The sequence below is a fragment of the bacterium genome (assembly GCA_026414725.1).
Lineage (GTDB): Bacteria > Ratteibacteria > UBA8468 > B48-G9 > JAFGKM01 > JAAYXZ01.
This window is the reverse complement of record JAOAIL010000012.1, coordinates 1-24,023: the sequence shown is the minus strand read 5'-3', so window position 1 is coordinate 24,023 and position 24,023 is coordinate 1. Positions and strand designations below refer to the sequence as shown.

24 protein-coding genes are annotated in these 24,023 nt (G+C 33.7%); 1 reads left to right on the top strand and 23 read right to left on the bottom strand.

Annotated elements, in window-relative coordinates; genetic code table 11:
* Nucleotides 1–2: 2 nt before the first annotated feature.
* Genes N3D17_05340 through N3D17_05265 form a run of 16 tightly spaced genes read right to left on the bottom strand, consistent with a single transcriptional unit; the run spans nucleotide 3 to nucleotide 14,935 of the window.
* A complete protein-coding gene (locus N3D17_05340) occupies nucleotides 3–1,127 on the bottom strand; it encodes a glycosyltransferase (GenBank protein MCX8082800.1) in 1,125 nt (374 codons plus the stop codon).
* Nucleotides 1,117–1,755, bottom strand: coding sequence for a tRNA (adenosine(37)-N6)-threonylcarbamoyltransferase complex dimerization subunit type 1 TsaB (gene tsaB / locus N3D17_05335; protein ID MCX8082799.1), 639 nt, complete (start codon nucleotides 1,753–1,755; stop codon nucleotides 1,117–1,119). The genes N3D17_05340 and tsaB overlap by 11 nt, the downstream gene beginning before the upstream one ends.
* A complete protein-coding gene (locus tag N3D17_05330) occupies nucleotides 1,755–2,957 on the bottom strand; it encodes a DUF3108 domain-containing protein (GenBank protein ID MCX8082798.1) in 1,203 nt (400 codons plus the stop codon). The genes tsaB and N3D17_05330 overlap by 1 nt, the downstream gene beginning before the upstream one ends.
* 58 nt (nucleotides 2,958–3,015) lie before the next feature.
* On the bottom strand, nucleotides 3,016–3,981 hold the full coding sequence (gene rfaD / locus N3D17_05325; GenBank protein ID MCX8082797.1) for an ADP-glyceromanno-heptose 6-epimerase: 966 nt from the start codon (nucleotides 3,979–3,981) through the stop codon (nucleotides 3,016–3,018).
* Nucleotides 3,978–4,457 (bottom strand): D-glycero-beta-D-manno-heptose 1-phosphate adenylyltransferase, encoded by a 480-nt coding sequence (gene rfaE2 / locus N3D17_05320; protein MCX8082796.1) that lies wholly within the window; start codon nucleotides 4,455–4,457, stop codon nucleotides 3,978–3,980. The genes rfaD and rfaE2 overlap by 4 nt, the downstream gene beginning before the upstream one ends.
* The gene (rfaE1, locus tag N3D17_05315; protein MCX8082795.1) at nucleotides 4,454–5,488 is read right to left on the bottom strand and encodes a D-glycero-beta-D-manno-heptose-7-phosphate kinase; all 1,035 of its coding nucleotides are present in this window, start codon (nucleotides 5,486–5,488) and stop codon (nucleotides 4,454–4,456) included. The genes rfaE2 and rfaE1 overlap by 4 nt, the downstream gene beginning before the upstream one ends.
* A 46-nt stretch (nucleotides 5,489–5,534) precedes the next feature.
* A complete protein-coding gene (locus N3D17_05310) occupies nucleotides 5,535–6,398 on the bottom strand; it encodes a 3-keto-5-aminohexanoate cleavage protein (protein ID MCX8082794.1) in 864 nt (287 codons plus the stop codon).
* Nucleotides 6,361–7,797 carry a GNAT family N-acetyltransferase gene (locus N3D17_05305; protein MCX8082793.1) on the bottom strand — a complete coding sequence of 479 codons (1,437 nt, stop codon included), beginning with the start codon at nucleotides 7,795–7,797 and terminating at the stop codon, nucleotides 6,361–6,363. Before N3D17_05305 ends, N3D17_05310 begins: the two co-directional genes overlap by 38 nt.
* Nucleotides 7,798–7,808: 11 nt before the next feature.
* Nucleotides 7,809–9,101, bottom strand: coding sequence for a hypothetical protein (locus N3D17_05300; protein ID MCX8082792.1), 1,293 nt, complete (start codon nucleotides 9,099–9,101; stop codon nucleotides 7,809–7,811).
* Nucleotides 9,101–10,102 (bottom strand): hypothetical protein, encoded by a 1,002-nt coding sequence (locus tag N3D17_05295; GenBank protein MCX8082791.1) that lies wholly within the window; start codon nucleotides 10,100–10,102, stop codon nucleotides 9,101–9,103. The genes N3D17_05300 and N3D17_05295 overlap by 1 nt, the downstream gene beginning before the upstream one ends.
* Nucleotides 10,103–10,118: 16 nt before the next feature.
* Nucleotides 10,119–11,246, bottom strand: coding sequence for a glycosyltransferase family 4 protein (locus tag N3D17_05290; protein ID MCX8082790.1), 1,128 nt, complete (start codon nucleotides 11,244–11,246; stop codon nucleotides 10,119–10,121).
* Nucleotides 11,243–12,088, bottom strand: coding sequence for a glycosyltransferase family 2 protein (locus N3D17_05285; protein MCX8082789.1), 846 nt, complete (start codon nucleotides 12,086–12,088; stop codon nucleotides 11,243–11,245). Before N3D17_05285 ends, N3D17_05290 begins: the two co-directional genes overlap by 4 nt.
* Nucleotides 12,078–13,223 (bottom strand): glycosyltransferase family 4 protein, encoded by a 1,146-nt coding sequence (locus tag N3D17_05280; GenBank protein ID MCX8082788.1) that lies wholly within the window; start codon nucleotides 13,221–13,223, stop codon nucleotides 12,078–12,080. Before N3D17_05280 ends, N3D17_05285 begins: the two co-directional genes overlap by 11 nt.
* Nucleotides 13,220–13,345 carry a hypothetical protein gene (locus N3D17_05275; GenBank protein ID MCX8082787.1) on the bottom strand — a complete coding sequence of 42 codons (126 nt, stop codon included), beginning with the start codon at nucleotides 13,343–13,345 and terminating at the stop codon, nucleotides 13,220–13,222. The genes N3D17_05280 and N3D17_05275 overlap by 4 nt, the downstream gene beginning before the upstream one ends.
* Before the next feature lie 10 nt (nucleotides 13,346–13,355).
* The gene (locus N3D17_05270; GenBank protein MCX8082786.1) at nucleotides 13,356–14,267 is read right to left on the bottom strand and encodes a glycosyltransferase; all 912 of its coding nucleotides are present in this window, start codon (nucleotides 14,265–14,267) and stop codon (nucleotides 13,356–13,358) included.
* Nucleotides 14,249–14,935: a hypothetical protein gene (locus N3D17_05265; protein MCX8082785.1), complete on the bottom strand. Its 687-nt coding sequence runs from the start codon at nucleotides 14,933–14,935 to the stop codon at nucleotides 14,249–14,251. The genes N3D17_05270 and N3D17_05265 overlap by 19 nt, the downstream gene beginning before the upstream one ends.
* Before the next feature lie 45 nt (nucleotides 14,936–14,980).
* On the opposite strand from N3D17_05265, the gene N3D17_05260 reads away from it, so the two are divergent.
* Complete coding sequence (locus N3D17_05260; GenBank protein MCX8082784.1) at nucleotides 14,981–15,949, top strand: DUF2334 domain-containing protein; 969 nt, start codon at nucleotides 14,981–14,983, stop codon at nucleotides 15,947–15,949.
* On the opposite strand, the gene N3D17_05255 is transcribed toward N3D17_05260, so the two are convergent.
* The 7 genes from N3D17_05255 to carB form a co-directional block, all read right to left on the bottom strand.
* Nucleotides 15,926–16,987 carry a glycosyltransferase family 4 protein gene (locus tag N3D17_05255; protein MCX8082783.1) on the bottom strand — a complete coding sequence of 354 codons (1,062 nt, stop codon included), beginning with the start codon at nucleotides 16,985–16,987 and terminating at the stop codon, nucleotides 15,926–15,928. The genes N3D17_05260 and N3D17_05255 overlap by 24 nt on opposite strands.
* On the bottom strand, nucleotides 16,959–17,993 hold the full coding sequence (locus N3D17_05250; protein ID MCX8082782.1) for a glycosyltransferase family 9 protein: 1,035 nt from the start codon (nucleotides 17,991–17,993) through the stop codon (nucleotides 16,959–16,961). Before N3D17_05250 ends, N3D17_05255 begins: the two co-directional genes overlap by 29 nt.
* Nucleotides 17,990–19,027, bottom strand: a complete 1,038-nt coding sequence (locus tag N3D17_05245; GenBank protein ID MCX8082781.1) for a glycosyltransferase family 9 protein — start codon at nucleotides 19,025–19,027, stop codon at nucleotides 17,990–17,992. The genes N3D17_05250 and N3D17_05245 overlap by 4 nt, the downstream gene beginning before the upstream one ends.
* A complete protein-coding gene (locus tag N3D17_05240) occupies nucleotides 18,994–20,064 on the bottom strand; it encodes a mitochondrial fission ELM1 family protein (protein ID MCX8082780.1) in 1,071 nt (356 codons plus the stop codon). The genes N3D17_05245 and N3D17_05240 overlap by 34 nt, the downstream gene beginning before the upstream one ends.
* A 2-nt stretch (nucleotides 20,065–20,066) precedes the next feature.
* A complete protein-coding gene (gene hisF / locus N3D17_05235) occupies nucleotides 20,067–20,825 on the bottom strand; it encodes an imidazole glycerol phosphate synthase subunit HisF (GenBank protein ID MCX8082779.1) in 759 nt (252 codons plus the stop codon).
* A complete protein-coding gene (hisH, locus tag N3D17_05230; GenBank protein MCX8082778.1) occupies nucleotides 20,813–21,439 on the bottom strand; it encodes an imidazole glycerol phosphate synthase subunit HisH in 627 nt (208 codons plus the stop codon). The genes hisF and hisH overlap by 13 nt, the downstream gene beginning before the upstream one ends.
* 44 nt (nucleotides 21,440–21,483) lie before the next feature.
* On the bottom strand, nucleotides 21,484–24,023 hold a 2,540-nt coding region (gene carB, locus N3D17_05225; GenBank protein ID MCX8082777.1), incomplete at its 5' end, for a carbamoyl-phosphate synthase large subunit.

The following is a 24,023-nucleotide window of genomic DNA, read 5'->3' as shown; positions in this document are numbered from 1 at the left end:
TTTTACCCTTTATTTCTTTTCAGAGCAATATATTCGTCATAGACCGATATATACTTCTTCATCATACTATCAAAGGTAAACTGTCCAATTATTCTTTTATATGCACCTTGTCCTAATCTATCCCTCATCTCCTTGTCTTTAAGAAGTTTTATCACTCCATCAGCAAGTTTATCAACAGATTTATAGTCAACCAGAAGCCCGCTTATACCATCTTCAATGATGTAAGGAATATCCCCTACAGGAAAAGCAACACAGCTCTTACCCAACATCATTGCCTCAAGAAGCCCTACAGGACATCCCTCCCATAGAGAAGGAAAGACAAATACATCAAATAATGAAACTATACTGTATGGGTTATCTACAAATCCTGTAAATATAAACCTGTCTGAAATTCTTAATCTTTCTATTTCTTTCATAAGAAAATTCTTCTGGCTTCCCTCCCCTATTATAATAAATTTTGTATTCGGGAATTCTTTCAAAATTAAAGGTGCTGATTTCACAATATATATATGTCCCTTGGCTTCTCTTAGATTACCTACAGTACCCACAATATATTCACAAGGAGATATACCTAACTGTTCTTTTGTTATACCTCTTTCAAATTCTGGTAGTTTAATACCATTCGGGATTACTATAACCTTCTCAGGAGATATCCTCCCTTCTGTTATAAGTACCTCCTTGCCTTTGAAAGAGTTTGAAATTATCATATCTGTCCAGTTAGCAGTAATATGGTCTATTAACCAGTGATATTTTTTCCGCCATGGGTCTGTACTCCTTTGAGAATTTAATACAACACGAACTTTCAAAACCTTACCTGTTATCCTCCCTATTATATTTCCATAAAAAAGAAATGAGTGAAGAATATCAGGAGATTCCTTTTTAATACAGTAGAAGAGTTTTATAAAATCAAATGGTCTTGATTTAAGATTGAAAGTATATGTTTTAACCCCTCTTTTCTTCAACTCTTCTGGAAACTTCCCATACCCTTTTAAAGTAAAAACCACAGGAGGATAAAACATATCGGCAGGCAGATTATCTAACATCAAAAGGAGCATTCTTTCTGTTCCACCTATCTCTGAACTCGGAATTAAAAATGCTATCCTTATAAGTTTCTGCCTATCTTCCATAAAATGGCTTCATTGGAGCAGATGGTATTCCCCTTTGTATTTTCTCCAGTGCTAATAATCCATTAATACCAGCAGATGGATATAAAAATTTTTCATCAGGTACTACAATATTCTTCAACTTTCTAATTTTATCAGGTATTACAGAAACACCTGTTCCTGTAAGCATTAATTTCTTTTTACTACATATACTGTATAACTCATCAAGTTCAACTATCCTGACAGGATAGTTTCTTTTGTAAACAAACTTACCATTAAAAGATGCAAGATAGAACTGTCCTCTATATGCATTTACAACACACAATGCAGGCATTTTAAATTCTTTAATCCCGAAAAATATACTATCAACTGTTCCAACACAAAATATCTTTGCTTGATTCCCTGTAACAATTCCCTTTGCTACTCCCATTCCGAGTCGTATCCCTGTCCATAAACCTGGTCCGTAAGATACCACCAGCAGTTCCAGTTCTTCAGGACTACATCTATTATCTTTGAGAATAATATCTATAGTTGATAACAACTTTACAGAAATATCAGAATCTCTGAAAAGATATTCTGAATACACCTTCCCATCTTTGAGGAATGCTATACTGCCAGTACTAGATGTGGTCTCTATAGAAAGGACTTTCATCAATTACACTCACTAATGATATTGGTTATTGTTTCAGCATTCAAAACCGCACCTGGTGGAAGTTTTTTTTCTATCATAAGCGACATCCGTGCTTTCCCAAGTGTTACTCTACCTTCTAAGTACACAGGAATCCGTTTATTATCAGCAGTAAGCCATAAATCCATCGCACCTTTCGTAAAAAATCCTTCACTGCTTTTCGCTTGTGGTTTAAGTACATAAACATCCCCTTTCCCTTTACTGGGGATATTAACCGTTCTTTTCCCGATTGATTGAATATTAAGGTCCCATATCTCTCTCATAGCAATAGGAATAGTAAATGAAGATTTCTTATCAAGGTCCAATGTCCTTAAAATATAAAATACAGATATGGTATCATACGCACCTTCTGGTAGATTCAGTGTTTTCTCTTTTATACTGTATAATTTTCCCTTATTATATTTTCTGTACTTCGTAAAGTACTTCTTGTTCTTCCAGTCAAACCGTATCTCAAGTATATCTTCTTTTTCGTCGTCTCCTTTACTGTACTGATAATAATAACAAGGTTGAAGTGTTTTTTTATCAAGATATGCATCCATCCTGAATAAATTTAAACTTGCCCCCATAATACTTCTTTGAGGTATAGTAAGTCCTAATATATGATAGACATCTCCGAAACTGTTTTTTACATCCTTACAAACAAGTAGTCCCTTTCCAATATCTATAGAGTTCCATGACACCTCATATATAAGACACTCTCCATCCCACATTTCAATCGCAGGGAGATACCCGGAGATAACCGGTGTCTCTTCTTTTACCTTCTCATTTACAACTTCTCTTTTCTCCTCTACCTTCGGAAGGACAATTTTTTTCTCTACAGTAGGTTCCTTCTTCGCAATTATAACAGGTAGTTCTTCCTTTACAACCTCTTCTTCAACCACCTCTTTCCCCTTCTTTGGTACAGCAATCTTTTCTTTTGTTTCATCAGGTAAATGGGGTTCTTCTTTTAATAACCAACCAAAGATATTATAAGGACGCCTTCTTTTAAGTAATTTCACCGTACTGGTACCCTCTTCAGAAATCTCTGGTGTAATATGTATCTCACCCGGGGATGTCTGGGCAATCTCTTCTCTTAATTTTTCTTTTGAAACACTGGTCTGTGAAGTTATACATCCAGCAAGCAAAAAACATACTATAACTGTCCATATAACTCTTAAATTTCTCATTAATCCGACTCTCTAAGGTAATGTTTTATTTTCTCTATTATATATATTATCCCACTTATCAGATATAAATTCCATTTTTCAGGTAATCAATATAATCCTTCACTCCTTCCTCAAGTTCTGTAAATTCCTCTGTAAAACCTGCTTTTCTTATTTTACTTATATTCGCTTGAGTAAAATATTGATACTTATCCCTATCTATCTCAGAAGGCATATCTACATATTCTATTTCAGGAGGAACTTTTAAACAATGAAATACTGCTAAAACAAGGTCTTTAAAACTCCTTGCTTTGCCAGTTCCTAAATTATATATCCCTCTCTTTTCTGGATGCTCAACAAAAAACATCATTACATCAACCACATCTTTTACATAGATAAAGTCCCTCTTTTGTTCTCCATCTTTGATATCTTTTCTATATGACTTAAAAAGTTTCTTTTTCCCTGTTTTCTTTATCTCTTCATATGCCTTTACAACAACACTTCTCATATCTTCTTTGTGATATTCGTTTGGACCATATACATTAAAAAACTTAAACCCCGTCACTTTATCAACAAATCCATTGGTAATCAACCACAAGTCAAAAAGATGTTTAGATACCCCGTATACATTAAGTGGTCTTAATCTCTTTGTGTTTTCATCTTCATCAGAAAAACCGTATTCTCCATTTCCATAGGTAGCAGCAGAAGATGCATAGATAAATCTTTTATTCCTACATAATATCCACTTTGCAAGTTTTAGGCTGTAGTAATAGTTATTGTAAAACATATACTCACATTCATTATTGATTGTTGAAGTGCATGCTCCGAGATGTATCAAAATATCAGGTATTTCTATTTTATTGTCCTCTATAATGGATAAAAATCTGTTTTTTTCTACAATATCCCGGAATTTCTTGCCTGCAACATTTTTTTCTTTTTCATCTGATGGATTATCCACAATCAAAATATCAGTATATCCCACATCATTTAGTTTTCTCAAAAAACAACTTCCTATAAACCCCATTCCTCCTGTAAGTATAATCTTCATATCCCTGCTTTCCTTATTTTCTCCGCTATCTTTGTTGTTGATAAACCTTTTATCACAGGAAATATATAGACCTTACCTCCATAACCTTCTACAATATCTCTACCAACAACTCTTCCTTTTTCGTAATCTCCACCTTTTACTAAAACATCTGGTTTGATTATTCTTATAAGTTCATATGGAGTATCCTGATGAAAAAGCACCACATAATCAACCATCTCCAATGATGAAAGAATTTCTGCCCTATCTTTCTCTTTCAAGAAAGGTCTTTTTTTTCCCTTCAGTCGTCTTACAGAACTATCAGTATTAAGCCCCACTATTAAAACATCTCCCAATGACTTTGCTTTTTTTAAAAGTCGGATATGTCCCTTGTGTAATATATCAAAACATCCATTAGTAAATACAATTTTTTTTTCTGCCTTCTTCAATCTTTTAACTATCTTTTCTATATCCTGAAAACTCTTTATTTTCTTTTTCATTGTAAGATATTCACATATTCTTTTTCCAAAACCTCTCTAAATATTTCCCTCAACTCTTTTTGACTTGTAGAGGCAGTTCCAAGTTTAGCCACTGTAATACCTGCTGCAATGTTAGATATTATTGCTGATTCAACCACAGAAGCCCCTGCTGAAAGTGATAGGGTAAAGACCGCTATTACTGTATCACCTGCACCTGTTACATCAAATACCTCCTTTGCTACTGTAGGTATGTGTATAATCTTTCTTCCCTTTTCAAAAAGCATCATTCCATCCTTACCGAGAGTAATCAAGAGATGTTCACATCCAAGTCGTTTTTTAATGCTCTCTCCTATTTTCTTTATACCTTCCATTCCCTCTGGTTCTTTTGTATGCAGAAATTCACTTGCCTCTGCTTTATTAGGTGTGATACAGGTAACATTTTTGTAATATGGAAAATGTTCAACCTTTGGGTCAACTGTTAGAACTTTATTATATTTTTTTGTATAGTTCAAAAATGCCCCTATAAGTTTTTTAGTAATAAATCCCTTACTATAATCAGAAATAATCACACCTGAAGAATTCTTACCCCATTCATCTATAACTTTTTTTATCTTTAAAATATCCTCATCCATAAGTTTTTTAATCTCTTCTCTATCAATTCTCACAACCTGCTGTGTTCTGGCTATTACTCTTGTTTTGGTTGTTGTAGGAGTATCTCTCTCAATAAGAAATACATCTATACCATTCTTTTCTAATATATCTTTAAGAACCTTGCCATTGCTATCTCTACCAATAGAAGCAATAAGAAAAGGTATACCATTGAGTGTCTTAATATTAAGTGCAACATTACCTGCACCACCTAACATCTGTTCTTCTCTCTGAACAAGGACAACAGGAACAGGTGCTTCAGGAGATATTCTTGATACATTTCCATAGATAAACCTATCAAGGATAAGGTCTCCTGTAACAAGGACCTTTGTTTTTTCATATCTACCAATAATTTCGTTAAATCTATCCTTATCAATAACTTTCCTCAATGCAATTTTTTCCATAAAGGTATTATATTATTTATAGAGGATTTCAGTCAATCAGAGGTCTTTATTTTATTCCTATAATTTCTCTGGCTTCTGAGGGGGAAGTAATATCTCTACCAATCTCTTCTGCAAATTTTACTATACGTTCTATCAGCATTACATTTGTGGCAAGTTTTGTCTTTTGAATATCATAGTATATATTATCTTCAAGCCCTACCCTAACATTTCCTCCCATAAGTATTGCAGCAAAATTTATAACTATTTGAAACTGTCCTATACCTGTTGCTCCCCATACTGCACCTTCAGGTAAACTCTGAACCATATGTACAAGGTCGGATAAAGTTGCAGGTGTAGAGTATAAGGAACCAAGAAGAATGTTAAAATAGAATGGTGGTTTTAAAATTCCTTTCTTAATCAGAACTTTTGCTGTCTGAATCATCCCTGGTTCAAATATTTCTATTTCCGGGATAATATTATTTTCTCTCATTTTTATCGCAAGTTTTTCTATCATATCAATGGTATTGATAGATATCTGCTGTGGAAAGTTTAAAGGTCCCATTGTAAGAGAAGCCATATCCGGTTTAACATCTCCTTTAAGTTCCAAACATTCTGAACGTTTTTCAAATGTGTTATGGATTCTCCCACTTGTAGATACACATATTATAAGGTCAGGACATCTCTTTCTTATTCCTTCAATTATCTTTTTATAAATCTCTTTTTTATAACTCGGTCTTCCTGTCTCTTCTCTTGCATGGATATGAACTATAGAAGCACCTGCACGACAACAATTAACACTATCCTCTATAATCTCTTCAACACTTACAGGCAAATGTGGATTATCCTTTTTTGTAGGAACCATACCAGTGATTGCTGCATTGATAATAAGTTTTTTATATGGTGTGACAGGATGTGGAAATAGTTCTTTCATTTTGACTGTCCTTCCATTTTTTCAGGTCAACTTCAAGAGTAGTCCAGTAATCTATATCAGGAGCACCAAATGTATGTAATTTTTTAACTTTTCCCACCTCTATATACCCAAAATGTCTTTTATACCATGCAATTGTTTCAGGAAGGTCAGTATTTGTTATAACCCTCTGTATCCCTTTTGCAAACATATCTTCCATTCTACATACCTGAAGTTTATAACCAATCCCTCTGCTTCTGTATCTTTTATCTACAACCATCAGTTCTGTCTTTGCTGTAGTAGAATCAAGAACTTTATATCCGCAGAAGCCCACAACCTTCCCATTAAGACGTGCCACAAAGTAATTTTCATATGTGATAGATGGCATCTCTGGTGAAGGTATATAGTGCATATTTGCCTGTTTTAAAAGGCGCATAATAGCAGGTCTATCTATATCTGTTGCTTTCTCTATAATTATATCACATGCATCATCTATCTCTCTCGCTAATTTTTCTATATAAGCATTTTTTTCCCAGTAACCGGGTTCTATCTGCCACTTAGAACCCAATTCAAAATCAAATGAAACAGGTTCCCATTTAATATAGCCTGTCTGATGATAATTTGTAAGTTCGCTGAAGTATATTCTATCCTCAACAAGAAAAAAATCCACCCTGATAGCATCAAAAAGACCTCCTAATTTCTCAGCCATATCTATCATCTTTTCAAGAGAAGGTGGTTTTGAATCAGGGGGGGCCTGTTTTGCTTTCCCTTTTACATTAAGATATTGCCAGTCAGGTGTGTACATACCAAGTGATTTATCAGAAAATCTGTTGTATATAACCTGAATAAGATGACACTTACCATGAATAATAAAAAATTTATAGTCCGTTGGTAATTTACCTTCCTTATCTTTCATAATTTTCTCTATAATTATTCTCTTCTTTATCGGTTGATATGCCCACTCATACTCCCTAACCCCATAGGTTATTTTCAACCATTTTCTACATTGTGAGACAATTTCACCCTTTTCAATTTTCTTTCCCTTCCTTGTAATAAATGCCTCCCCCTGTTTAACTATAATATGCCATCCAGAACCATGATTGGGCTTTATAATGTATTCTTCAGGCAGTTTATCAAAAGGAATAGATTCAGGTCTATCTGTGACATAAAGAAGTGGTACTAAAATATTTTCTGCTTCCTTTACTCCAAGAACTCTTTTTACATACTCTCTAACCTTATATTTATCTGCTACTACAGGTATAAGAGGATTTCTATCATAAATTTTTTTCCATACAATTTTTTCACCGAAACTACGGGGATTTTTAAGATTCAGGTCATAACCTGTTACCCTTTTAAATCGCCTCTTTTCTCCTCTATAACCCGTAATTTTCTCCCATAAATTGTATAAAATTATACCGACCAATCTTCCGACCTTCAGTTCTTACCGAACCAGTATAAATCCTGTTCCTTTCTTAACTTAACAGCAAGGTTATCTTCAAGTTCTACATCATCATATGTAATAATATCATCTTTTTTAACATCTCTCTTAAGTGTAGCAAAACTGGCTAAACCTAACGGCAACATTTTTTCTCTGAATGATATGTCTGCCTTTTCTACAAGTCCATAATAATCATATCCACCGATTTCATCAAGTTTTATCCCTGCTTTCAAGTCCCTTTTCGCCACTGTTATAACCTCTGAACACCATACCTTTGGAGATAGAAAAGGGCTATTAAAAAATAGGGCTTTTGCTATGGTTAAAGGTGCTTCAATACTTCCGAGATGATGGTCACGAAAAAATAGATAATACGGACCAATACCTTTTTTATAATTTTTCATTTCTGCTTTTAATCGCTCATTTTGAGTATAGCCAATCACAAATACAGGACCACCCATATCTGGCTCTGTTGACCCAAATGTATAGTCAATATGTCCTCCTGATAAAGTATCAAGGTCTATAAGATTATGAAATGTCTTTACTATATCTATTTTCTTTGTATCTGGACCGTACATCCCTCTTTTAAATGGCGGGAAATTAAAAGCATTAGCAACAACTGATAATTCAATAGATATTTTAGAACCATCTGCAGCGCCGCTGTATGAATAAGGATTACCACCTTCTGGAACCCATGGCATTACTCCTTCAGGTGTCTGGTAATGGTCAAGAAAAAGTTTACAATTTCCGACTATTCTCGGCTCAAATCCCCAGGATATAACTGTATCTATCATCTCTGCAAGACAGCCCGGCTGGTCCCCCTCTGTATTTGTATATATAATTCCCTTTTCTAATGCCTTTTTAGAAAGTATCAGTCCAATGGTAGCATCCATTTCACTATTAATTGTTGTAAAAGGAATCTTGTTTTCAATAGAAAAAAGGGCTGTTTTTGCACCCGATATAACACCACCTGTACTTTCATGAATAATATCTATATTAAACTTCTCTAAATCCTCTAATAAATTTACATCATTTGCAACAATATACTTATATCTATCTATCTTCTTAATATCTTCCGTTCTTTCAATATACAAAATATCTTCTTTTTTAATCCCAAATTCAAAGTACGCCTTTTTACATTTATTGATATCCTTATCAATAAGGAGACGTGGTACCATAAAACCCGATCTTTTAAGAGCACTTACAAAACAAATTCCCCACCAGCCACAACCAACAATTCCTACATTAACCTCTTTTTTTAGTCCTTTCAATGCCTCATATATCTCTCTCATTATAGTCCCTCCAGTATTTTTATAAATGACTGTAAATGGTAACTGAATGTATATTTATTGCGAATATCCGCCATTACAGATAACCCATATCTCCATTTTTCTGTCCCAAATAATGATTTTATTCTTTTTATATCTTCTTCTATTTTATCTTTTGATATAAAAAATGGGTAATCCTCTGGTAATATCTCAAGAGTTCTCGGTGTCTTTTCAACAATTATATTAGAATTACATTCAGCAGCAATAAGTATTTTCGTAAGTGGCTTATATAATATATCATCCTTTACTTTATCTTTCCTTACATCTATATGCATATTAAAATCAGTAAGTTTTTTTATACTCTCTAACGAAGAGGGGAGCAGAGTCAGAGATATCTCTTTTTGTAGCTTATTCAATATCTTCATCTCCGCATTTCTCTTATATCCAAAATAGCAGCATTTAATTGTATCAAAATTTTTATATTTCTTCTCTCTAAACAGGATATAAATAGCAGGGTCTGCATAACCATATAGAACTGTATATGTTTTTTTCTTATCTTTTGAAATTTCATCTACTAATGTTCTGTTTGGATAAATAATAAAGTCGGCAATGTCTATCAATCTGTATGTCTCTTCCTTCCACAGGCAGTAAGCATCATGTATATCAAAAATTATCCTATTTCCGTTTTTTTTCAATTTCATAACATCAATTTCTTCAGATATCCTCTGCACAATTACAACTATAGAATCGTAGATACTATCAACATTGGTATAATAACCTGAATATGCCTTAATGCCTGACTGTCTCAATGCTTCAAGTATATATGAACCACCTAACTTAAAAGAAATGGATTTATAAGGACCAAAGAAATAAACTGGTTTTATATCTTTTTTCAATCTACATAATCTTTGGTACTTCAAGATTTTAACAGTATCTTTTCTTATCTTTACATTACTTATAGCATATCTTATTGTTTTAAACGGGTGTTTCAAAAAAATCATAAGAAAAGGAAATATCATTTTCAAAGTTTCTCTATATTTTTTAGTTTTGGTGTTGAAGTATCTTTTCATATACTGACACTATCCGTTTCCCAACTACCTCATAAGAGTATTTATTTCTTGCCTCATAAGATATCTTCTGTCTGTTATATTTCTCTGGATTATCCAGCATATATAACATTGCTTTTGCAAGTGCTTCAGGATTGTCTGGCTCTACAAGAATTCCATTGGTATCATTTATTATTTCCGGTACTCCCCCAACTTTTGTAGCAACCACAGATAATCCACAACATAATGCTTCTAATAATACACACGGAAGATTTTCAAATTTGCTTGGCAGGACAAAAAATACGGATGATTGCATCATAGATGCTATCTCTGTTTTTTGTTTTCCACCAAGAAAATGGATAAACTTATCAAGAGAAAAATCATGAACCATCTTTTTATACTCTTCCAATCTCTCACCTTCACCCACTATATTAAGTTCCCAGTCCTGTCGGATATTATGCAGGACTTTACAGGCATTTATAAGAACAGGTATATTTTTCTTAGGATGCATAGCCGCAACACACAAAATTCTCTTTATATATGATTTATTTTTTATATCAGAACTACAATTAAAATAATCAGGAACTGTATTGGGAATTATTTCAAAATTACCTTTGATACCATAAGAAAAAATATCATTTTTTAAGGACTCACTTACTGGTAGAACCAAATCAGCATTTTCCATACCGAGCCGCGCAATTTTTAATTTCTTCTTATTCATTGTCTTCCGTGCGTAACCTGAATAGTGTTCAGTGATAACATATGGGATACCATATCTTTCTTTTATTATACAGGCAGGCACACCTGTTTTATATATATTGGCATGTATAATATCAGGTTTAAAACCATCTGACAAAAATTTTTCAAAACTGAGTATAATCCCTTTTATATAACTGGAATAAGAAGGTAATAAAGGAATTTCTCTATATGTAAATCTTAAAATTTTTAATCCATCTTCATCTGAAAAAGAAGACCTGTATCTTGTTCTCTGCCACTTTACACCCTTTCCATGTATAACTGCAACATCCCAAAATTTTGATACAGCGAGTGCATGTTCCTTTATAAATATACCACTATAATTTCCACCTTCAGGAAACCATCCTGCTATAAAAAGTACTTTCATCGGAATTTACTCTTCAAGATTAAAGGAAGTGTTTTAATCATCTTTCTTAATGCCTGTTGATTCAAAGGATATATAAAATATGCTCTTGAAAAACAGTTTATGCTTTTTTTCACTTTACCCAAAGTGAGATAATCTTTTCCTGCACTATATAACATCTTGCTTATAGACCTACGGCTTAAAGTAGTTCTATGTTTCCTAATAAATAATTCCCTTGCCTTATTCCTTTTTTCAATATCTTTACCTAAAGACCCCGGTGTATTATGGTATATTAACAACGGTTCATCAATAAATCCGAATGTATAGAATTTTCTGAGCCGATATACATAATCAACATCTTCCAACGATATAAAAGATTCATCAAAGAAACCTACTTTTTCAATAACTTCCTTTTTAAGCATAATCTGGTGAACCCATACAAACCATTTGTCTCCTATTATTTTCCTTAAATACTGTTTCCCCTTTTTCTCTTCTAATACACTACAGTATACAACCTGTATATCTCTATTTTCTGTAAAGAACTTTACCTGTTTATCAATTCTTTCTGGTATATATTCATCATCTGAATCAAGAAAGGTAATAAAATCACCTTTTGACATCCTTATTCCTGTATTCCTTGCAGATGGAAGTCCTTTATTTTCAGTATGTCTTATATACCTTATTCTCGGGTCATTAAATCTATCACAGATAATTTTTATATCCTCATCTGACCCATCATCAACAACTATTATTTCAATGTTTCTATATGTCTGGTTCACAACACTCTTAAGTGTTCTCGGTAATAATTCTGCTCTGTTATATACAGGAATAATTATACTTACTAATGGATTGTTTTTATTTTCCATTATACACCTCTTCATATACTTTAAGTGTTTCCCTCGCTGTCTTCTCCCATGTAAACTGCTTTGCTCTTTCTAACCCTTTTGTCCTTAACTGCTCTCTCAATTTCTCATCTGTAAGCAATCTCTCCATATTCTCTGCCATCTCATCTACATTATAAGGGTCTATAAAAATACCTGCATCTCCTACCACTTCTGGAAGAGAGGATGTATTGGAAGTTATTACAGGACAACCACAAGACATTGCCTCAAGTGGTGGAAGTCCAAACCCCTCATAAAGGGAAGGATATATGAAAAACTCAGCAGAACTGTAAAGATAAGGAAGTTCTGTATGAGGAATGTAGCCAAGAAATATAATATCTTCCCTTATAGAATCAGGTAATCTATTAAAAATAGCATACCATTCACCATATTTTTTAACCTTTCCAAATGAAACTAACTGACAATTATTGTTCTTTCTTATCTTTTCAAAAGATAAAAGTATTCTTGCAAAATTTTTACGGGAAGGATAAACAGGGGAAGTAAGAATAAACCTTTTTAAAATTTTATATTTATTAAGAATACCTTTATTAATTTCACGTGGATAAAATATTTCATCCTTACCTAAATGTGTAACACTGATTTTTGATGGGTTTACAGATAGGTATTTTACTATATCATCCTTTGCGGCATTTGACACTGTTATAATTCTATCAGATTTCCGTATTACTTCCTTCAAGAATTTTCTTCCTCTTTTGCATTCTTCAGGCATCAATAAATTTAATTTTTCATTGAATTCAGGTAATAAAGGAATAATATCATGAACAGTAACAATTTTTTTTGCCTTAAATGTAGTAGAAAGAACCTGTGAATGGTCATAACTATGCAGTATATCAACTTTTCCAGTAAATAATTCAACAGGCAGATATTTTCTTCCTATATACGAATGGAATCTGTATATTCTTGCTTGGAAGTTTTCCTGGTCAGGGATATAAGATTTGATTTTATTGTATTTTTCTTTATAACCCCGTGATGCAATATCAAAAAATAAATAGTAATTTTGTTTATCAATCTTTACAAGATTCCCGATAAGATAGTATATATACCAGCCAATCCCCGTTCTTTCTTCTCCCATACTATTACAGTCAATTGCTATCCTCATTTCTCGTTCCTAATATCTCTAAAAAGCATATCATCATTTCTTGATATTTCTATACACCCATGTATAGATTTTGTATTGATTTTAAGCAAAACTATCACAACTATAAAGTAAATAAATTTCATTGCTTTTTCCTTATAAATTACCACCCCAAACTATTTTCAACTGAAGATACAACTTCCTTATAATAAACCTTCTTGTGTGGCAATTTTTAAGATGTTCCTTTGCTAACTCAATCTCTCCTGCCTTAATACAGTGTGAAGCAGAACTCAATCTGAACCTGTTTGCATATTCTATTATATATCTTTTTCTTCTTTCTGGAATATCAGGATTGTTTCTTAAATACTCTTCCAGTGTATCCACTACCTTAAACCCTTCTAAAACCTTATGCAACTTTATAACTGACCCAGGAATATCTTTATAATATACCGCCCCCACATACCTACTGAATGCAATCGGATACCTTAATGCAATACGAGCCCACATATCAAGGTCTCCTCCCTTCTTCACCCCTTCAGGAAAATATCCTGCCTCTTCAAATACCCCCTTAGGTACAGCAACTGCCCCTGTCCATACAGGTGATGTCCCATATACACAACTCTTAAAATAGTCAGGTATTATCCCCTCCCAATCACCTTCAGGTATATACCAGAACTTAGGCACCTTTATCTTCTCCCCTTCTCTCTCTTCATACGCTGTTGCATATGCCCCTGCAGAAGAAAATCTCGCCCTTAACCTTAACACTGTCTCAAGAAAACTTTCCCTCCACTCATCATCTCCATCCAGAAATGCTATTAAATCACTTTTCGCATTTCGTATCCCTTCATTCCTCGCCTTATGTCCCCCAGGTGATGGACTATCTCTATGTATAATCCGTATCCTGCTATCTTTATAACCCTCCACCACCCTCTCACTCCCATCTGTAGAACCATCATTAACCACGATTAACTCAAAATCCTGCATCGTCTGACTTAATATGGATTCAACCGCTCTACCTATATATCTTACCTTGTTATAAAGTGGTATCACTACTGATACTTTCGGCATATCCCATCCTTCATTCTTAATAGTTCTGCTAACACTGACATTTCAAATTCTCTTTCGTTATTGTATCTTAAAACCTTAACAATCCCTGTTTTTTCAGCATAATCAATATCTTTTCCCAGGTCATCTATAATTATCAAACCCTTTCTTTTGTTACCAGGAAGTTTAAATCTGTTTGTATTTCTATCTCTTTCCATCCTTCTTTTTTCACACATATCATAATTCGCCATTACAAATACAGTTATATCCGGATAAAGAAAGTGTTTTCTGAATAATACAGGGATATTTTCAAAAAGAACTCTCCTGAAGGAATACATCCTTATTAAACTTATTCTTCTAAACAGCCCTTCATCTATAAATACAAAATCACATTTTAATGATTTGCCCTTTATTATCATTATCTGCATCTTAATCCACCACCTCAAACAGGTACACATCCATCTGTATCCCTTAGGGATAAAAAGAAGGACAAACAGGATAGATAAAAAGAAAGACACTGGTCTGGAAATAACAAAATCTAAAAAGTCCTTTTCAGTCAGGATATAATCAGAAAGGTCAACACATTTATATCCAGGTGAAAGATATTGAATTAGTTTATCCTTCACATATGTCTTACCTGCTCCTGCCTTACCTGACAGGTCAATAATTAAAGGTCTTTTGAAACTATCCATTTGGCATATCTCTTTTGCTGTGATAAATTTTATCACAGGGGAAATATGAAAGAAAAAGTTTATACATTAAAGTTCGTGTTAAATGGAATTTATGAAAATGAGGAGGAGATAGAGAGGTTTTTAAAAATTTTTGAATTCTCCATTGACTTTATCTCTCCCTTCTCTCTCTGGCGATTACTTTATAACCTGAAAAAATACAAAACATTGCAGTTAAATCATCTTCTCAGTTATATCTTTAACATACGGGAGAGATTCTGTAGATTTAAGGGGACAGATGAGGAAGAAGGACAGCCAATGTTTCTTATAAGGGTAGATGACTTTCCTCACTGGGAAAAATCAATAGATGACTTCAAAAGATTCCATTCTATTATGGAAGAGTTTGAAACACCTTATCTCTTAGGTGTAACACCATACCTTTCTTTAGATAGACATAATCCGTTTAACAATAGATTTAAAATATTAGAAGAAAAAGAAGTAGAAATAATAAAGCATCCTTTAATAGAGATTGCTATGCATGGATTTACACATCAAACAAACAATCCTAAGAGGAACCAGGAATTTGTGGGTCTGAAAGAGAAAGAGGTGAAAGAAAAGATAGAAAAAGGGTTAAAGATACTCAGAGAAGTTGATATAAATCCCACTGCCTTTATTCCACCCTTTGACGAAGTTGATTTAACTTCTTATAAAGGACTTTCAAAATACTTTAAAATTATTACAGGAGGACCTGAATCTGCTAAATATTTAGGATATAAGGTATCTCCTTCATATTTTGAGGGTGCTTTATATATCCCTTCTTATAGACCTTTATCCAGCTATCAACGGTGTAGCGGATTGGTGAAAGCAATAAAAAGCTCTGATATTATGTCAATAAAAAGATGTGTGATATTACCTGTTGTTATACACTGGACAAGAGAGATAAATGACAGATATGAATCCCTCAGAAAACTTTTGAGTATATTAGAAGGTAAGGTTATAAACTGGAAAATATTATTATCTTTTCAAAATCTCAAATAAAATCTGTTCAAGTTTTTCTCCCTGTTTTTCTACACTGAAATCCTGAATTTTTTTGTAGCCCTCTTCTGATATTGTTCTAAAGTATTCATTATTTTCAATAAGGTTTATGACCCCTCTCAAAAGTCCTTCTCTATCTCCTATCTTGACTACAATTGCTGTCTTACCGGGAATAGTATAGTCAGAAATACCCCCTACCTCTGTTGTAACAACAGCACACCTTGATGCCATTGCCTCCATAGGAGGATTAGGAGATGCTTCCTTTTCACTTGGGAATATGAGAATATCTGTGGTTTTATAAAAATTTATTAAATTATCCCTTGTATTCCCATCTATAAATTTTACAAAAGGAGGAATGTCTTTTTCTGCCCATTCTCCTATGACATGGAACTTTAGTGATGGATATCTCATATAAAGTTGCTCCATAACCCAGAAACCATTTTTCATTCCTTTATATTTATTACTCGGATAATATACCATTCCTATCGTTTTTGGCTCCTTTCTTTTTATAGAGTTATAAAAAGTTCCAGTATTAACACCATTAAGTAAAAGAAAAATCTCTCTTTTTAACTGTTTCTCAAGTATTTGCTTAACAATAGATGAAATTGCAACAATATACACATTTTCAGGGATGCAATCAACATTTTCAGCGTAGATAACGGAACATACCCTCATTACCTTTCTACCACATCTTTCAGAAAGTTTTTCAACCAGAGGGAGAGATGCTTGCATAGAAAAAAATAATATGTCAGCAGAATCAAGATATTTCTCATCGATTGAGGGAATAATCTTAACCGGACATCTAACATCTATCCAGGGTAATTTTTTAATTTCTCTTATTCTTTTTCCGGAAATGTAGTGAGCAATCTCTGCCAATTTCATCTCAATAATATCTTTTCTATTCTTTGGACACCTTCTTCTGACCGGTTTTATAACAGAAACATTATGCCCTTTTGAGTACAGATAATTACCATATTCTAAAAGCTGTCTGTTAGGACCACTCGGTCTTTTATCAATTGAACAGAGAATGTTTATTTTCATCGCTCAATATTTCCTTTGCTTTATTATATATATCCTCTACTGTAATTGCTTTCATACACCTCATATCATCACAAACTCTTTTATAACAGGGATTACACTCAACTTTTTTGTATATATACTCTGCCCCTTCAGGACATATCATAAAAGGGTCTGTAGAACCAAATATACCGATTGTCTTTGTCCGCACTGCAGTAGATATATGCAACGGACTGGAATCAGTGGTTATTACAAGAGATGCTCTTTCAATTACAAGACAAAGGTTATGAAAATCCGTTTTATCAACAAGATTCTTAGGAATATATCTCATTTTAGACATTATCTCTTTTACATATTCATACTCACCAACACCTATAAAAATAACCTCATATCCGTCCCCTATCAACCTATCAGCAAGTTCCGCAAATCGTTCTTTTAACCACCTTTTTGCGATATAACCTTTCGTAGAGAGTGGATGTACAACTATCCATTTTTTACTTTCATCAAGATTATATCTTTTTATAAGATTACAGAAATTTTTTCTTTTCTCTTCAGAAATCCACAATTCTGGCTGTTTTACATAATTTTTTATACCGAGTAATTCCAGAACAGATTGAGATGGTTTTTTATCTTTATAAGAATTCTTTGCCTGCTCTTTCTTTGTTTTCCTTTTAACTCCTTTAGTAAGAAATATCCTGCCTAACCTCCTTCTGTAGTAGCCATATCTTTTCTTTGCCCCTGTAAGAAAACAGTAAAAGTTTGTTTTGAGATTTCCCTGTATATCCAGAACAATATCAGGTTTTAACCTTCTCAATTTTGTAAATATCCTCAAAAAGGAGAAAAATCTTCGTCTTTTTGGTAAAAGAAAAATTTGGGTAAATATAGGAGATGCTTCAACAACTTCTTTATAGATATCCTGAGTTAAAAGGTATATATCATCTTCTGGAAAATTCATTTTAACTGTACGGAAAAAAGAAGAAGCACTTATTATATCTCCCAATGCACCTGTTTTTATAATAATGACTTTCATAAGTCAAAAAGGAGGGGTTGTTCTTTTTCATCAAGAAATAGCATTGCTGCTTTTATAACTTCTTCCGGTGAAATCTGCTTTATACAAAGATAGTCCTTTCTACACCTTCTTTTCTCATTGCAAGGGAAACAGGGTATATCGCTATGAACCACTATATTTTTTGTTCCAATAGGTCCATATCTGTAAGGACTTGTAGGTCCAAATATCGCAACTGTAGGACAGTGCATTGCACTTGCAAGATGAAGTGTTCCTGTATCATTGGTAATAATAAGAGATGCCTTCTCAAGAAGTGCTGCAAGTTGTTTGAGAGTTGTCTTCCCTGCAAGATTAAATATATTCTCACTGTTAATAAGTCCTTTTATCTTATTCCCAATCTGCTCTTCATAGTGGGCACCAGTAATTATAATCTTCAATGAGTCATAACTATTAAGAAGAGCATTCCCTATATCAGCAAATTTCTCCTCAGATAGTCGTTTTTTCTCTCTACCACCTGGATTAAAAATTACTATTCTATCTGATGATTTTATTCCGAGTGTCTTTAAGAATATCTCCAGCGCCTCCCTGTCTTTTCTGGAAACAGGGAAATAAAGGGATATGTTTTCTTCCTTTCCAAAAAAAGGAATAAGAAAATTCAAAAGTCGCTCTGCTTCATGAGTAAAGGTTTTTTCTGAAAAGAATTCTTTTAAGAAAAACGTAAGTCGGTATCTACCTCTTATAAAAAATGGTAAAAGAGAGTTTTTGAAATCAACTATAAGGTCATATCTTTCTCTCCGGAGTTCATTAATCAATCTTACCACGTTAACAAAGCGGTTTAACCTTCTCCCCCCTCTGAATATATAATAGTTTGTAAACCATGGATTTCCATCAGCAAACTCAATTGCACGTTTTCCTACAATTACATCTATCTGGGCTTCCTTAAATGTATCTCTTATCTTTCTAATAGAAGGACTTAGAAGGAGATTGTCCCCCAAACATCCTGGACATATAAGAAGTATCCTTTTTACATTATATTTTGCAATATCTTTTGGGCACATTCTTCTGCCTCATTGAGTTTGTTGAATTTTTTATTACTTATGCCTATGATCTTTTCTATAATAGATCTTACTTTATCAACTGGTAGATATTCAGCATACCCTTTTTCTATAAGTTTTTCAAGGGTCTTATCAAATATCAATCTTTTCTCATTTCTCCTCTCCACACCGAGAATAAGAACACCGCTACCTGAAGTGGCGGCTTCAGAAACCATATTTATACTGTCCTCAGTAACTAAAATATATCTACATAGAGAAAGTATCCCGGGATAAAATGTCCGTTTAGAATAACCAGGAAATTCTGCATAGATAAATGCTCTATCATATTGTATTTTTTCTAAAATAAATGAGACAACTTCCTTTTCTGTTCTTCTTGATGTGGTAATTATAAAATTATATCTACTTTTCAGTGGCTCTATTGACCTAAATAATTCTTTTATCCATCTTATGGATATTGTATAATTCTGGTCATTCCCTCCAATAAGAATACCTATTATTTCTTTCTCTTCTGGCAAAGTCAGGACTTTTCTCAATTCTTTTCTTTCCTTCTTTAACATCTCTTCTGTTATACAGTTCGGTGCTCCTAATGTAACTATTAGATTTTTCTGTTTTTTATCTCTTAATTTTATAAAGTCATGGTATGGAATAACAGCAAAATCAAAAAGTTTCAGAGGAATTATTGAAGGAACCATTATATTTACAGAAATTGCCTTCTGTCCTCTCGCAAGTATGAGATTAACAGGAGCAAGAATAGAACCAGCAGATATAATAACAGTAAATTCCTTTTTTAATATATCTTTCTGTTCTTTCAATAGGAATTTTAAAAAAACTTTGCCACATCTCCATAATTTAAAAACACACAGGATGGAAAGCAATTTACTCAGTAAGGGATAACTCCCTTTTCTGAAAGGGAGACGATATACAGGTCCTTTCAATTTGACATCAAGAATTTCAATTTCTGTTGAATGAAATGCCTGTGCTATTCCTAACGACTGGTTCAGATTTCCCTTAAACCCATCATTAAGAACAAGAATTTTCATAATTAGAGCCGGACTTCAATACCTTTGTTTTTGAGAAAATTTTTTATTTGAGAGATAGTATATTTTCTAAAATGGAGTAGAGAAGCAAGAAGGACTGCACTTGCTTTACCATTGATTATAACATCTGACATGTGTTCAAGAGTTCCTGCACCACCTGATGCAATAACAGGGATATTAACACTTTCTGCTACTTTCCTTGTAAGTTCTATATCGTATCCTTCCTGTGTTCCATCCATATCTATACTTGTAAGAAGGATTTCTCCTGCTCCTAAATCCTGAACTTTTTTAGCCCACTCTACTACATCTATTCCTGTAGGTGTTTTGCCACTTTCTACATAAACTTCCCATTTATCACTACCTAACCGTTTGGCATCAACAGCCACTATAATACATTGACTCCCAAACTTCTTTGCCCCTTCTGTTATAAGTTCCGGGGTTCTTACAGCAGATGTATTTATAGAAATCTTATCTGCTCCTGCTTTTAAAAGTTCTTCTATATTTTCTATACTTTTTATTCCACCACCAACTGTCATAGGTATAAAAACAACTTCCGATACCTTCCTGACTACATCCACCATCGTTTTTCTACCTTCAATAGTAGCACTGATATCTAAAAATACAATTTCATCAGCATTCTCCTTACTGTAAAAGTCCGCATGTTCCACAGGGTCCCCTGCCTCTCTTAAATTTTCAAAGTGTACTCCTTTAACAACCTTACCATCCTTTACATCCAAACATGGAATAATCCTTACCGCAGCCATTTTCCCTCCAGAAAATTTTTTAAAAACCTTATACCATTATCTCCACTCTTTTCAGGGTGGAACTGAATGCCTACTATATTATCTTTTCTTACAAAGGATGTAAACTCTATGCCATATTCAGTTCTCCCCCCAACAGTGGAAATATCATCCGGTTCTACATAATAGGAATGAGCAAAATAAAAATATCTATTATCACCAATATTGGAAAATAAAAGATTATCTGGATTTACAAGATTTACCCTGCTCCATCCCATATGAGGAACTTTAAATCTATTATCAAGCCTTAACTTTTTCACCTTACCACTGATAATATCCAGTCCTTTACAAGCTCCTTCTTCGCTATAAGAGAAGAGCAATTGTAATCCTAAACATATTCCGAGGAATGGCTTACCATTATTTATCTCTTCTATAAGCACATCTTTTATGCCTTTTTTGAAAAGTCCCTTAATTCCATCATCAAAAGCACCTACCCCAGGAAGTATAATAATATCTACTTTATTGAGGTCATCTGCCTTCTCTATAATGAATGGACACCCTCCACATGCAACTACTGAAGTATAAACACTTCTTATATTACCTGCCCCATAATTGATTATTCCAACCCTGTAATCCATAATTAGAAAATTAAAAGTTTTTTATAAGATATATTCCTACTCTACTATTTTTTTATATCTGAATGATATTCCTGGATACTCTTTACAGTTATTTCATTTTCTTTTAATTTTTTGATTGCAACAAGTGTGGCTTTTGCACCGGGAATTGTAGTTATAAGAGGTATATTTCTACTTACTGCAATACTTCTTATAGAAGTAATATCTTTTTTAGGTTTTTTACCTGAAGGTGTATTAATAATAAGAGTTATCTGATTGTTCTTTATATAGTCAAGAACATTGGGACGTTCTGTCTCATAAATTTTGGGGACTATTGTCGTCTCTATACCACTTTCTTTTAAGAGTTTGCCTGTTCCTGCACTTGCGAGAATAGAAAACCCAATTTCTTTAAATCCCCTTGCAATTGGTACTATTGCCTGTTTATCTTTATCTTTTACACTTATAAATACAGCCCCTGAAAGAGGTAGTTTCTGTCCTGCGGCTATCTGACTTTTAGCATATGCCATCTCAAATGTTTTATCTATTCCTATAACCTCTCCTGTGGATTTCATCTCAGGACCCAATACAGCATCAACACCAGGAAATCTAACAAAAGGGAAGACAGATTCTTTGACCGCAAAATAGTCCACCTTAACCTCTTCAGTAAAACCAAGTTCTTTCAATGTCTTCCCCACCATTATCTTTGTTGCTAATTTTGCGAGGGGTACTGCTATTACCTTACTTATAAAAGGAACTGTTCTTGATGCTCTCGGATTAACTTCAAGTATATATACAGTATTATCTTTTACAGCATACTGAACATTTATCAGTCCTTTTATATTAAGCTCAAATGCAAGTTTTTTTGTTGCAGTAATTATTTCTTTTATGATATTTATGTCTAAACTATATGGGGGGAGAACCATTGCACTATCTCCTGAATGCACACCCGCCTCTTCAATATGTTCCAGAATTCCTCCTATTACACAACATTGCCCATCGCAGATAGCATCTACATCAACCTCTACTGCATCTTCAAGAAATTTATCTATAAGAACAGGTCTTTCAGAAGAAACATCTACTGCCTTCTGCATAAATGCCTTTAACGATTCCCTATCGTAAACAATTTCCATCGCCCTTCCACCTAAAACATAAGAAGGCCTTACCAGTACAGGATATCCAATACGTTCTGCTATTATCTCTGCTTCTTTGAATGAAGTTGCTGTGCCATTTGGAGGTTGTCTAAGCGATAATTTTTCAAGAAGGGTTTTGAATTTTTGTCTATCTTCAGCAATATCTATAGCTTCAGGACTTGTCCCTAAAATTTTAACCCCTTCCTTTTGTAATGGTATTGCAAGATTAAGAGGCGTCTGTCCACCGAATTGCAATATAACTCCCTCTGGTTTTTCTTTTTCTACTATATTTAAAACATCTTCCACTGTAATCGGTTCAAAATATAGACGGTCAGATGTATCATAGTCGGTACTTACTGTTTCTGGATTACAGTTAACCATTATACTTTCATATCCCTCTTCTCTAAGTGCAAAAGAGGCATGAACACAACAGTAATCAAACTCTATCCCCTGTCCTATTCTATTAGGACCTCCTCCGAGAATTACCACTTTTTTCTTCCTGGTTTCAGGGACTGTGTTTGACTTCTCAAATGTAGAATAATAGTATGGCTTTTCTGCCTTATATTCTCCAGCAACACTATCCACTGGTTTGAAAACTGCTTTTATACCATCTTTTTTTCTCATTTCTCTTACCTTCCTTTCATCACACTTCAGAATAAAAGATAATTGTCTATCTGAAAAACCGGACTTTTTTGCTTTTCTAAGTAGTTCCAATGGAAGTGTATTAATGTTATATTTATACAATTCCTTCTCAACATCAACAATTTCTTTTATATTATAAAGGAACCAGGGGTCTATAGCAGAATGTTTATATATTTCTTCAATGGAGAAATTAGCAAGTATTGCATATCTCAGATAAAATATCCTTTCATCATCTGGAACACTTATCTTTCTTACTATCAACTCTTTTTCTTCCTCTGTAAATTCGTGGTTTATATGCCATCTATCTTTTTTATCAGAACCAAGTCCAAACCTGCCTATCTCAAGAGAACGGATACCTTTCTGGAGTACTTCTCTGAAATTTCTACCTATTGACATTGCTTCACCAACTGCCTTCATAGAAGTAGTAATGGTTGTATCAGCACCAGGGAATTTTTCAAAAGTAAATCTCGGGATTTTGAAAACACAGTAGTCCACTGTTGGTTCTGAAAAACAGGTTGTTTTACCTGTAATCTGATTTTTTATCTCATCAAGGGTATAACCAATAGCCAGTTTTGTTGCTATTCTGGCAATAGGAAAACCCGTTGCTTTTGAAGCAAGTGCAGAACTTCTGGATACACGAGGATTTACTTCTATAATAACCACATCTCCATCTTCAGGATTTACAGCATACTGGATATTCGCTCCACCATTAACTCCTATCTTCCTTATCACCCTTTTTGAAAGTTCTACAAGATTCTCATACTCCCGGGTACTCAATGTTTGAGCAGGAGCAACTACAATACTATCCCCTGTATGTCTGTCTCTTATACACATCT

Coding starts and splice junctions, on each gene's coding strand:
- rfaE2 (MCX8082796.1), bottom strand. CDS start 4,457: ATGAAAAAGAAAATAAAGAGTTTTCAGGATATAGAAAAGATAGTTAAA.
- rfaD (MCX8082797.1), bottom strand. CDS start 3,981: ATGAAGATTATACTTACAGGAGGAATGGGGTTTATAGGAAGTTGTTTT.
- N3D17_05300 (MCX8082792.1), bottom strand. CDS start 9,101: ATGAGAGAGATATATGAGGCATTGAAAGGACTAAAAAAAGAGGTTAAT.
- N3D17_05240 (MCX8082780.1), bottom strand. CDS start 20,064: ATGAAAATTCTTGTTCTTAATGATGGGTTTAAGGGAAATCTGAACCAG.
- N3D17_05265 (MCX8082785.1), bottom strand. CDS start 14,935: ATGGATAGTTTCAAAAGACCTTTAATTATTGACCTGTCAGGTAAGGCA.
- hisH (MCX8082778.1), bottom strand. CDS start 21,439: ATGGATTACAGGGTTGGAATAATCAATTATGGGGCAGGTAATATAAGA.
- rfaE1 (MCX8082795.1), bottom strand. CDS start 5,488: ATGGAAAAAATTGCATTGAGGAAAGTTATTGATAAGGATAGATTTAAC.
- N3D17_05310 (MCX8082794.1), bottom strand. CDS start 6,398: ATGAAAGAACTATTTCCACATCCTGTCACACCATATAAAAAACTTATT.
- N3D17_05280 (MCX8082788.1), bottom strand. CDS start 13,223: ATGAGGATAGCAATTGACTGTAATAGTATGGGAGAAGAAAGAACGGGG.
- N3D17_05245 (MCX8082781.1), bottom strand. CDS start 19,027: ATGTGCCCAAAAGATATTGCAAAATATAATGTAAAAAGGATACTTCTT.
- N3D17_05255 (MCX8082783.1), bottom strand. CDS start 16,987: ATGAAAATAAACATTCTCTGTTCAATTGATAAAAGACCGAGTGGTCCT.
- N3D17_05340 (MCX8082800.1), bottom strand. CDS start 1,127: ATGGAAGATAGGCAGAAACTTATAAGGATAGCATTTTTAATTCCGAGT.
- hisF (MCX8082779.1), bottom strand. CDS start 20,825: ATGGCTGCGGTAAGGATTATTCCATGTTTGGATGTAAAGGATGGTAAG.
- tsaB (MCX8082799.1), bottom strand. CDS start 1,755: ATGAAAGTCCTTTCTATAGAGACCACATCTAGTACTGGCAGTATAGCA.
- N3D17_05260 (MCX8082784.1), top strand. CDS start 14,981: ATGAAAGAAAAAGTTTATACATTAAAGTTCGTGTTAAATGGAATTTAT.
- N3D17_05285 (MCX8082789.1), bottom strand. CDS start 12,088: ATGGAAAATAAAAACAATCCATTAGTAAGTATAATTATTCCTGTATAT.
- N3D17_05290 (MCX8082790.1), bottom strand. CDS start 11,246: ATGAAAGTACTTTTTATAGCAGGATGGTTTCCTGAAGGTGGAAATTAT.
- N3D17_05330 (MCX8082798.1), bottom strand. CDS start 2,957: ATGAGAAATTTAAGAGTTATATGGACAGTTATAGTATGTTTTTTGCTT.
- N3D17_05270 (MCX8082786.1), bottom strand. CDS start 14,267: ATGCCGAAAGTATCAGTAGTGATACCACTTTATAACAAGGTAAGATAT.
- N3D17_05275 (MCX8082787.1), bottom strand. CDS start 13,345: ATGAAATTTATTTACTTTATAGTTGTGATAGTTTTGCTTAAAATCAAT.
- N3D17_05250 (MCX8082782.1), bottom strand. CDS start 17,993: ATGAAAGTCATTATTATAAAAACAGGTGCATTGGGAGATATAATAAGT.